The 11413-nt window shown below is 41.7% G+C and carries 8 protein-coding genes; 4 read left to right on the forward strand and 4 right to left on the reverse strand.

Features of this window, described 5'->3' with window-relative positions:
• Positions 1-29: 29 nt before the first annotated feature.
• Entirely contained in the window at positions 30-1346 is a 1317-nt protein-coding gene (locus ACL9RF_RS16015) for a sugar porter family MFS transporter (protein ID WP_422801647.1), read from the reverse strand.
• A gap of 65 nt (positions 1347-1411) precedes the next feature.
• Complete coding sequence (locus ACL9RF_RS16020; RefSeq protein WP_422801648.1) at positions 1412-2314, reverse strand: helix-turn-helix domain-containing protein; 903 nt, start codon at positions 2312-2314, stop codon at positions 1412-1414.
• A gap of 242 nt (positions 2315-2556) precedes the next feature.
• Between ACL9RF_RS16020 and ACL9RF_RS16025 the strand changes: the two genes are divergently transcribed.
• The 4 genes from ACL9RF_RS16025 to ACL9RF_RS16040 all read left to right on the forward strand — a co-directional run bounded on the left by ACL9RF_RS16025 (position 2557) and on the right by ACL9RF_RS16040 (position 9086).
• Complete coding sequence (locus ACL9RF_RS16025; RefSeq protein WP_422801649.1) at positions 2557-3510, forward strand: aldose epimerase family protein; 954 nt, start codon at positions 2557-2559, stop codon at positions 3508-3510.
• A gap of 62 nt (positions 3511-3572) precedes the next feature.
• The gene (locus ACL9RF_RS16030; protein ID WP_422801650.1) at positions 3573-5774 is read left to right on the forward strand and encodes an alpha-galactosidase; all 2202 of its coding nucleotides are present in this window, start codon (positions 3573-3575) and stop codon (positions 5772-5774) included.
• 100 nt (positions 5775-5874) lie between these two features.
• Positions 5875-6720: an SMP-30/gluconolactonase/LRE family protein gene (locus ACL9RF_RS16035; RefSeq protein ID WP_422801651.1), complete on the forward strand. Its 846-nt coding sequence runs from the start codon at positions 5875-5877 to the stop codon at positions 6718-6720.
• Between the two features lie 32 nt (positions 6721-6752).
• Positions 6753-9086: a glycoside hydrolase family 95 protein gene (locus ACL9RF_RS16040; RefSeq protein WP_422801652.1), complete on the forward strand. Its 2334-nt coding sequence runs from the start codon at positions 6753-6755 to the stop codon at positions 9084-9086.
• A gap of 66 nt (positions 9087-9152) precedes the next feature.
• On the opposite strand, the gene ACL9RF_RS16045 is transcribed toward ACL9RF_RS16040, so the two are convergent.
• Positions 9153-10853 (reverse strand): GMC oxidoreductase, encoded by a 1701-nt coding sequence (locus tag ACL9RF_RS16045; protein ID WP_422801653.1) that lies wholly within the window; start codon positions 10851-10853, stop codon positions 9153-9155.
• A 19-nt stretch (positions 10854-10872) separates the two neighbouring features.
• The gene (locus ACL9RF_RS16050; RefSeq protein ID WP_422801654.1) at positions 10873-11403 is read right to left on the reverse strand and encodes a gluconate 2-dehydrogenase subunit 3 family protein; all 531 of its coding nucleotides are present in this window, start codon (positions 11401-11403) and stop codon (positions 10873-10875) included.
• Positions 11404-11413: the final 10 nt, after the last annotated feature.

Consider the following 11413-nt stretch of genomic DNA (forward strand, 5'->3'; position numbering starts at 1 on the left):
TTTCAATATCTAAAAAGCTAGCACTTGTATTACACCTTATTATTTTTTGTTTCGGGCACAAATACCAATAAGAAAACAAAAAATATAGCACAGAGCCCACCAAAGGTTAAGAACGTTTGGAAGGTACTCAATCGGTCGATCATAACGGGAAAGATATAGGTGATACTAAAACATGCGATCCATAAAAAAGCCGATGCAATCCCCATTCCCTGCTCGCGGATGCTAATGGGAAAGATCTCCGAAATAATAACCCAGGTAACGGGCGCTAATGTTGCGGCATAGACACCAATAAAGAGCAATACAAAAACACTGACCAATTGCTGTGGAATATAGTCTCCTTGAAACGACAGACCTATCAACAACAACAGTAAAGCCATGGATCCGGCACCTATAACCATTAATAATTTACGGCCTACCTTATCGACAAAACGAATAGCCACCAGCGTAAACACCAAATTTACAGAGCCAATCATAATCTGAATTAGCAATTGATCATTTACATCCATGCCCACTTTTTCGAAGATAATCGGCGCATAAAATAATACCGCATTGGCTCCGGAGATTTGCTGGAATACCGCAATAACAATAGCTATAAACAGGAGAAACAGAAATTGCTTGCTCGCAAATAATAGCCCAAAAGATCCTTTAGTTTTATTAGCTTCCTCCACTCTACGCTGACGTATTTCGGCTAGCTCCTGCTCTATTTCCGCTGCAGGGAGAATCTTTTTAAGCTCCTTAATACCATCGTCTTCCTTACCTTTATATATCAACCATTTTGGGCTCTCGGGTAAGAATATCGCACCGATAATAAACAATACTGCTGGCAGACAACCGCTGATAAACATCAATCGCCAGTTAAGCTCCAAATGCGATAGGAAATAGTTCGAGAAATAAGCCATTAATATTCCAATTACAATGGCTAATTGATTTATCGATACCATTTTACCCCGAATTGTGGTAGGGCTAATTTCTGCAATATATAAAGGCGATAAAATGGAGGCTCCACCTACACTAAAACCTGCAATAATACGCCAAATGATAAGCTCATCGACCGAATTTGCAAGCCCCATAAATATGGAGGATACAATAAAAATTATAGATACCAAATACAAAGATGGTTTACGGCCCAGGAACTCCGTAATTTTACCAAAGGCTACTGCTCCCACCACACAACCGATGTATAAACAGCTGGCTACCCAGCCTAACTTTTCGGGCGTAAGTTGAAACAAAGGGGTAATAAAAGGAATCGTTCCCGAGAATATGGCAATATCAAAACCAAACAACAATCCACCAAGAGAAGCCACTAGGCTATACAGAAAAACATTCTTATACTTATTATTCATCATAAAGTTGGTTTTACGATGCTAAGTTATAAGGTTACAAAGAGGTCTAAATGTACAATTAACCTGAATTAATGGACTTTATTATTATCATGAAGCAGACTGTTTCGGTAGTGCGATGGCGATACCCCCATATGTTCCTTAAATAATCGCGAGAAATAGTACTGGTCGTCGAAACCTAAGTCGTACGATATAACGGATACCCTTTTATCTGAAAACTGCAAAAGATAGCAGGCTTTTTGAATCTTTAAGTGGTTCAGGTACTCTATCGGGGAGTAACCTGTTCGCGCCTTAAAAAGCTTACTGAAATGGGATACCGAGAGGTGAACATTCTCGGCAATGCTGGCTAAACCTACCCGGTTACCGACATTTTCTTTTAGGAAAATAATCGACTGATTGATGACATCTTTATCGGCATCGGCATTATCTTTAAGCAGATCGGGGTACAGGTAAGCACTAAAAAACTGAGGTAGATTTAAGGCAATAAAATCTAAAATCTCGCGGCTATATCCCTTCGCTAACAGCTGACAAAAACGCATAAATGTCGCATTTATAGCCCCATCAAATGGCATGGTGTTTATACGTTGCTGCACCCTTTTGTACAGGTCATCGGCAATAGTCTGGGCCTCAGACCCGAAAAAATGCATCCAATAAATGGTCCAAGGATTTAGCGAATCGGCCTCATAGGAGTGCGCTATATGCTGCGGTATCATAATATACTGGTTTGCTTCCAGTATATGCTTTTCCTTGTTTATAATCACCTCACCTCTTCCGGCCACACAGTGTAGCAGAATAAATTCGTCACTTCCCTTCGGACGGTTTACATAGTGATGCTTGGCTTTAGGGTAAAAGCCAATATCAGTAATCGTATAATTATCAAACCGAGCATGCTGCGCACTCTCCTTAAGTACCAAAGGAGGGACAACGATTCTAATCTCGCCATCAAAACCGTCTTGCTTCATTTTTGTTTCCATTTTATAACCTACGTATTGATAAACCCTCGTTAAGCCTAGCTATACCCGCTAAACCTAATTAATTCATAATTATAACACTGCAACACCTATAGATAATAATATAATCCATCTAAATGAAAATTAACTCTATCCATTTAGCACATACAACTGGCTAAATTTGCTGAAGTGCAATAACTTACACCGTTTCTTGTGGGTAAGCATTTTATGATAACAAATCCAAAATAAAAACAAATTATTGATGAATGAAAAGTTTTCTGATAAAAAACGCAAATAATATGCAGGTAGAGGTCTTGGATTGGGGAGCGAGAATTGCAGCTATTCGTGTGCCAACAAAATCAGGATGCTTAACAGATGTCATCTTAGGGTATAAAGCTTTAGACGATTACCGTACCGATCCTTACCATATGGGAAGTACGGTAGGGCGTTATGCCAATCGTATTGCTGCTGGCTCTTTTACCTTACAGGGAGAAAAAATTGTCTTAACACAAAATGAAGGAGACAGCGGAAATCATATTCATGGTGGTTTTACGGGTTTTGACAAGAAAACATGGTCCCTTATCGAGCATACATCGGATACGTTAACATTGGGCTTATTTAGTCCCGATGCTGAGGAAGGATACCCCGGAAATCTGAACGTGACGACGAAATATGTGCTTACCGCAGCGAACCAGCTGCAAATTTTTTATCAGGCAACAACGGATAAACCCACCTTGGTAAATTTAACAAACCACATGTATTTTAATTTATCCGATGCACAGGAGCATATCGATACGCACCTAATTACGGTGCATGCAGATACCTATGCGCCATTGAACGTACAACACCTACCGGAAGCTCCTTTTATACAAACGGTAGCACATAGCCTTTATGATTTACGAAAACCACAGCCGGTAAAAAATGTGAAAGGCCCTTTATGTAATGTAAACTATTTCGTAAACGACGGCTCGGAGGTGAAGGATATCGCCGTGCTGGAGGAAAGCCTGAGCGGACGGCGGTTAACTGTTGCCAGCGATTATCCGGCAATGCAGCTCTATTTCGCTGAATTTCTTGATGTGCCATTCCGGCCATTTCAAGGTTTATGCTGCGAACCGCACTATGCGCCAAATACACCAAACATAGAAAGCTATAAATCAGCTGTATTGCTGCCATCCCAAGAATTTAAACACTGTATGTATTATAGTTTTGACAATTTTTAATTGATTATTAGCCTCAAAACAGCTATTTTTCCGGTTAAAATGCAAACAAACAAAAACAAATAATGAAAAAAAACATCCTAATTTTATTTTTAGCCTTTTATTGTATAAAGGCATTTCCTCAACAGACACAGCTCATCCTTAAAACCGAAAAAGACATCGTATTAAATACGGATAAGTTTGCGATGGTATTAAGCATCGAAGAAAACAAAGATGTCAATACAATCTACCTAGGCAAAAAATTAAAAGACGAAAAAGAATACCGTAAAATCAACGGTCAATATAAACAGGCACACGATTATACCAATATGTACCAATCGGCTTATACCGCTTCTGGTACGCGTAACTTGTTGGAGCCTGCCATTAGTGTAGAGCATGCCGACGGAAACCAGGCTTTAGATTTGAAATATGTGGATCACAAAATTGAAGATAAATCGCCTAACCAAAAGCATGTTGTCGTAACGTTAAAAGATCAGGTATACCCTTTCTTTGTGGAGTTACACTACTTAACGAATGTTAAGGAGAATGTAATTGAGCAGTGGGCGGTGATAAAACATCAGGAGAAAAAAGCTGTTAAATTGGTGAAATATGCATCTGCAAATATCAGTGTTAAAGGTTCTGATTTTTATTTAAGAAACTACCATGGCGACTGGATTGCAGAGATGCAGCCGGAAACACAAAAATTAACACACGGCATTAAAACATTGGATAGCAAACTAGGGTCGAGAACAAACCTTTTCCAAACTTCGTACTTTGCTTTATCTATCGATAATCCGATTGCTGAAAATGAAGGTACAGTGTTATTGGGTGGCTTAGACTGGTCTGGTAACTTCCGTGTAGACTTCGAAAAGGACCCACAAGAAAATGTACGTATTATTGCGGGTATCAACAATTATGCGTCTCATTACTCTTTAGCACCTAATAAAGAGTTTGTTACCCCACGTTTTACTTTCACTTTATCGACGCAAGGTTTGGGTCAAGGTAGCCGTAACTTACACGAGTGGGCACGCAATAGCCGCTTATTGGATGGCAACGGAGAGCGCCTTACGTTATTGAATAACTGGGAGAGCACGTACTTTGATTTCGATGAGAAAAAAATCTCTCACCTATTAGAAAACACTAAAAAATTAGGCGTTGATTTATTCTTATTGGATGATGGCTGGTTTGGAAATAAATACCCTAGAAATGCAGATACTTCGGCATTAGGCGACTGGGAGGTAAATAAAAAGAAACTTCCTAACGGTATCTTCTCTATTGTTAAAGAAGCGAAAAAAACAGGTGTTGAATTTGGTATTTGGGTAGAGCCGGAGATGGTAAGCCCGAAGAGTGAGTTGTACGAAAAACACCCGAAATGGGTCGTAAAACAACCGGCTCGTGACGAGTACTATTTCAGAAACCAATTGGTATTAGACCTTTCAAACCCTGAAGTGCAGGATTTCATCTTTAATATGATGGATAAATTATTTACCGACAACCCAGGTTTGGCTTATGTGAAGTGGGACTGTAATGCGGTAATTTATAATGCATATTCAGCGTACCAAAAAGATCAAAACAACTTCTATACAGACTACACTTTCGGATTGTACAAGGTGTTGGAGAGATTCCGTGCGAAATATCCTAAAGTACCGATGATGTTGTGTTCTGGTGGCGGTGGCCGTGTAGACTACGGTTCGTTGAAATACTTTACAGAGTACTGGCCAAGTGATAACACGGACCCTTACGACAGAATTTTTATTCAATATGAAAACTCGTTGTTCTTCCCTGCTATTGCTAGTGCAAACCACATTACCACTTTCGGTAATCAAGACATCAAATTTAAAGTTGACGTTGCTGGAATGGGTAAAATGGGCTTCGACTTAAACTTAGAGGAGCTTCACGATGAGGAATTAAAATTTGCACAGGAGGCTGTTAAAAACTACAACTTGTACAAAGATATCGTTTGGCATGGCGACTTATATAGATTTGCAAACCCTAGAGAAACAAATCACGCTAGTTTGGGTTATGTAAGTAAAGATAAATCGAAGGCGGTTATGTTTAACTACTTAACGAAATATACGCATGTTTCTAAAACTACAAACCCTATTAAATGGGATGGTTTAGATGCAAATAAAAACTACAAAATCACTGAAATTAACTTGTACAAGTCGGGTAGCTACTTACAAAATGATTTGGTGCTTTCTGGTGATTTCTTAATGAAAGTAGGTATTAATCCTATTTTAGAAAACAACAGAAGATCTGTCGTTCTTTTATTAGAAGAAGTTAAATAGTAGTTCCTAACAGACCAAAAAAATATAGGAATTGGGGGGGCTGTATCTCGCAGTCCCCTTTTTTATGACCTTTTTTTATACACTACAATCACTTAACACTATGGAAATCATTCACAAGCATCCATTACACTTGGGCGAAGGCCCACTTTGGGACGAAAGATTACAGGCCCTATTCTTTGTGGATATCATGTCCAAAAAGTTTTATGTTTGGCATGCTAAAACCAATGAATCTACAGGGTATACCTTTGAAGAGTATATCAGTTGCCTGGCGTTTACGCAAGATCCAAATGTCATACATATTGCACTTGAAAGTGGCATCTATACCTTTAACCTGGAAACATCTGAAAAAAAATTTATCAGTCAGCCTGAGCAGCAAGCTAATTACCGCTATAACGATGGGGCTGTAGACCCCTACGGCAATTGGTTGCTGGGGAGTATGAACAATGTAAACAATGGTGCCGGAGCAACCTTACAACCCGATGCTACTCTATATCATATTCAGGGTGCAACGAGCCGGGCCTTACTAACTGGGGTTACTATTTCTAACGGTATTGTTTTTAAAGATGGTTCTCTCTATTTTATAGACTCCAAGCTTAATACGGTACGCAAGTTTCCATACGATGGAGAAAATTTAGGTACGGCAGAAACCATTTTTACCTTAACAGATGGAACCACATTAGATGGTATGACGCTATCAAAAAGCGGCAAATTGTATATCGCTAACTGGGGGGGAAGCAAAATCTTGATCTTCGACCTAGATACTCAAAAAATTGTCGGCGACATACCTGTGCCTGCATTAAACCCTACTTCCTGCACCTTTGGTGGCCCAGAATTTAATGAGCTGTATATTACCACATCCGCTATAGACGACCCGAACCCTGCGTTAGCTGGCGTTTACCGCATTAAACTTGAGGATAGTGGTTTTCCGGAGCATAAGTTAAAATAGCCTTTATCAAATTATTAAACCAACAGTATCTTATGCTTACAAAGAATATAATAAAAATTGCCGTGCTTAGTATAACCCTGTTACCCTGGGCTGCAGGCGCACAAAAAAAAGACCCTAACCTTACGCTATGGTACAATAAACCGGCAAAACAGTGGGAAGAACATATCCCCTTGGGAAATGGTAAATTGGGCTTAATGCCTGATGGGGGAATTCAACAGGAAAATATTACCCTGAATGATATCACGCTCTGGTCGGGAGCACCACAGGATGCCAATAACTATGAGGCCAACAAATATCTTGATGATATCCGTAACTTACTCTTAGCCGGCAAAAATGAGGTCGCCCAAGATCTTATAAACAAACACTTTATTTGTACCGGGCCTGGATCTGGCGGACCACAATGGGGATGTTTTCAGACGATGGGCGATCTTTTGATCGACTACAACTTGGATAATAAGACGCCCGTAACGAACTACCGCAGACAACTAGACCTGCAGTCTGCCGTAGCAACGACAACCTTCCAGATTGGCGATACGCACTATACACGTGAATATTTTACAAGCTTTAACACCGATGCTGGCTTTATACGCTTAAAGGCTAATAAATCTAAAAAAATAAATATCAACGTTAAGCTTACACGTGCAGAAAAGGCTATTCAAAAGATTGATAACAATCAATTGATTATGCTTGGGCAGTTGGAAAACGGTATCGATGGCAGGGGGATGCAGTTTATAACCCGCGTTACAGCAAATGCTAAAGGTGGTAAAGTAAATTATAACGACAATAGCATACAGGTGAAGGATGCCGATGAGGTGATTTTATATATTACCACCGATACGGACTACAAAAACAATCCCTTCCTGGTGCGTAGCAATAAGCTGATAAACACAGCAAAAAATAGTAAATGGGATAGCGAGCTTGCGCAACATAAAACCAATTTTGGTAAACTTTTCAACCGCTTGTCGTTACGCTTTGGTACCTTCAACCAGGAAAATACGCCTACCGACCAACGCTTGGTAAATTACCAATCACAACCGCAGCAAGACCCGGGATTGAGTGCTTTATTTTTTCAGTACGGCCGTTATTTAAGTATTAGCAGCACCCGCTTGGGATTGCTACCTCCAAACCTGCAGGGATTATGGGCCAACCAGATACAAACGCCATGGAACGGCGACTACCACCTGGATGTAAATGTGCAGATGAACCATTGGCACTTGGGCGCGGCAAACTTGAGCGAGCTGGAATTACCATTGGCTGATTTGGTGGATGGACTCTTGGAGAATGGTGCCAAAACAGCAAAGGCATACTACAATGCTCCAGGATGGGTGGCACATGTTATCACCAATATCTGGGGGTATACAGAGCCGGGAGAGGCTGCATCCTGGGGTATAGCAAATGCGGGTTCGGGATGGTTATGCAACAATCTTTGGAGCCATTATGCCTATACAGAGGATGTAGAATACCTAAAACGTATCTACCCTATTCTACGCGGAGCTGCACAATTTTACAATGCTTCCTTAATGGTACATCCCACAAAAAACTGGCTGGTAACAGGGCCTTCGGTATCGCCGGAAAATGCTTTTTACCTCCCTAATGGTCAACATGCAAATGTGTGTATGGGGCCTACCATCGACAACCAGATTACCAACGAGCTATTCCGCAATGTTATTCATGCCCATGAGGTGTTGCAATTAAACGACCCTTTTGTAGATACCTTACGCGCACGTTTACCACAATTGCCACCGGTAGCACAGGTTGCTCAGGATGGTCGTATTATGGAATGGTTGGAGGAGTATGGTGAAACAGACCCTGAGCACCGCCATATTTCACACCTTTATGGCTTGTATCCTGCTGATCAGATTACCGTTAATGGAACACCGGAATGGGCTGAGGCGGCGAAAAAAACATTAGAAGTACGTGGTGATGACGGCCCTAGCTGGGCTATAGCCTATAAAATGATTTATTGGGCAAAACTAAAGGATAGCGAAAGAGCCTATAAACTGTTCCGACAGTTATTGGTACCGCGTACGGATACCCATATCAATTATGGTGCTGGCGGTGGCTCCTATGGCAATATGCTTACCGCAGGACCTCCCTTCCAAATCGATGGTAACTTTGGCGGCGCTACTGCCATCGCTGAAATGTTGGTACAAAACAATCCCGATCATATTGAACTGTTGCCTGCACTACCAAAAGATTGGAGCAAAGAGGGGGAAGTAAAAGGATTGCGTGCTAAGGGCAATATTACTATTGATATGAGCTGGAAAGATGGAATTGTTACCCATCTGAAGTTATATAACAAAGACAGAAAAACGGTAAAAGTGCTATACAACGGCAGTATGAAAAACGTAAAATCTGATATTTAAACCCTACAATAACGTTCTGGCAGCAAGGGATGGTTGCGCCAGAACGTTGTTAACTTTTTAAAACCCCTACAGATCTCCTTTTTTCAACGCTTCGACCGCATGGGCTACCGCGCGTGCTGTTAACGCCATATAGGTTAAAGATGGGTTTTGCGTCGAGGTGGATGTCATACAGGCGCCATCGGTTACAAACACATTTTTACAGGCATGCAGCTGGTTAAACTCGTTCAACATGGAGGTCTTCGGATCTCTCCCCATCCGCACGCCACCCATTTCATGAATATCTAATCCCGGAGGTTGCTTATCTATAGCCGAATGGATATTATGGAAACCCGCCTTTTCAAACATCAGGCTAAACTGCTCCACAAAATCCTTTGACATCTTATCGTCGTTATCGTCGTAGTCTACATCGATAGTTAACAAAGGAATACCCCAAGCATCCTTATCATTTTTATCTAAGTAGACCCTGTTTCCGGCTTTAGGGATAGTTTCCCCCATCATTTGTGCGCCCATCCACCAATGTCCTAACTTCGGATTCGCTATATTATCACGGAGGTCAGCACCATAACCCGATGTATCTTGATAGCTGGAGCGCATAGCCCACAGCCCAGTGGCATAACCACGCAAGAAATCCGTTTCCTGCTGGTACAGGTTCCGGAAGCGCGGCATATAACCACCACCCGCCGGATTGCGGCCATCGATCTTATAGCGATTCAGATCGCCGTCATAATCGGCATATACCTTGGTGCTATAATTATGGAATGCAACATATTGCCCTAATACCCCACTATCGTTGCCCAAGCCATTCGGGAATCGTGCAGAAGTAGAATTCAACAGGATCAGGTTGGTATTGATTGCTGCAGCATTCACAAAAATAATCTTTGCATAGAACTCCATACTTTCCTTAGTTTGCGTATCCACCACACGCACACCTTTTGCCTTTTGGGTAGCATCATCATAGATAATCGACTCTACCACGGAAAATGGACGTAAAGTCAGATTTCCGGTACGCTCTGCCCAAGGCAATGTCGATGAATTACTACTGAAATAGCCGCCAAAAGGGCAACCGCGCTGACATAAGGTACGGTGCTGGCATTTTACCCGGCCCTGGTCGATATGCACCTGCTGCGGATCGCTCAGGTGGGCACAGCGTGCCGAGATCATATGGCGGTCGGGAAAATGCTTCTTCATGCCCGCTTTAAAATAATCTTCAACTGCATTCAAAGGAAATCCTGGCTGGAAGATACCATCAGGCAATGAAGCTAAGCCATCTTTATTGCCTGCAATACCGACAAACTGCTCGACATGATCATACCAAGGAGCAATATCTTGGTAACGTATAGGCCAGTCGACGGCAAAACCATCACGCAGCGGACCTTCAAAATCAAAATCGCTCCAGCGCTGTGTCTGTCTAGCCCATAACAAAGATTTACCCCCAACCTGGTACCCTCGAATCCAATCAAAAGGTTTTTCCTGTTTATACGGATGCTCCTTATCCTTCACGAAGAAATGCTCGGCATCTTCGTTAAAAGCATAACACTTGCTCACAATAGGGTTTTCCTCCCGTAACTTTTGGGTAACCTCCAGGCGATGTTCAAACTCGTATGGGTACTTATTGGTGGTTGGGTAGTCTTTAACATGTTTAACATCACGACCACGCTCCAACAGCAAAGTTTTCAGCCCCTTCTCTGTTAACTCCTTTGCGGCCCAGCCGCCACTTATTCCCGAGCCAATTACAATGGCATCATACACATTATCTTTAATTTTCATCTAAATTTTTCGCTTCAATTTATACTTTAGCATATCCATTGTATCTTCCCGGAATAAGCTCGTAAGTTCCCCTACCCTTCATCAGATATTCGGAATTTGTATACCCCTGGATGGTTCTACGCTTTGTTATTTCAAAAAAAGATTTAAGCACAGCATCATCAGCACGATTTAAATCGCCAACTAAAGCCATACGTTCGGCTTCTGTAGCTTCGGAAAATGGTTTCGCCTTTCCCAGATCTTTAGTCTCCCACCCCCCATTTTTCAGGCTTTTTAGTCCATCCACAAACTGCTTTTGTTCTTCAGCGCTATGACAGTCGTCTACCATCTTCATCACAAAGAGGTGCAGGTTTTTTATGTCATCAGGCTCTGTGCCGTCCAACGGCATGATGCTGCGCACCAGCATAGCAAGCAATTCTTCATCCGCCTTACTTAGGCTATAATTTTGTAACACAATAGACGCTTCTCCGGCCGCCGGAGCGCAGGATTTTGTTATCCATATGCCTCCCGCCAGCAAGGCCAAACTTGCGATGGCTTCTCTTCTATTCATCATTTAAAAACTT

This window comes from Sphingobacterium sp. Mn56C (assembly GCF_049319645.1).
In the GTDB taxonomy this organism is placed as follows: Bacteria; Bacteroidota; Bacteroidia; order Sphingobacteriales; family Sphingobacteriaceae; genus Sphingobacterium.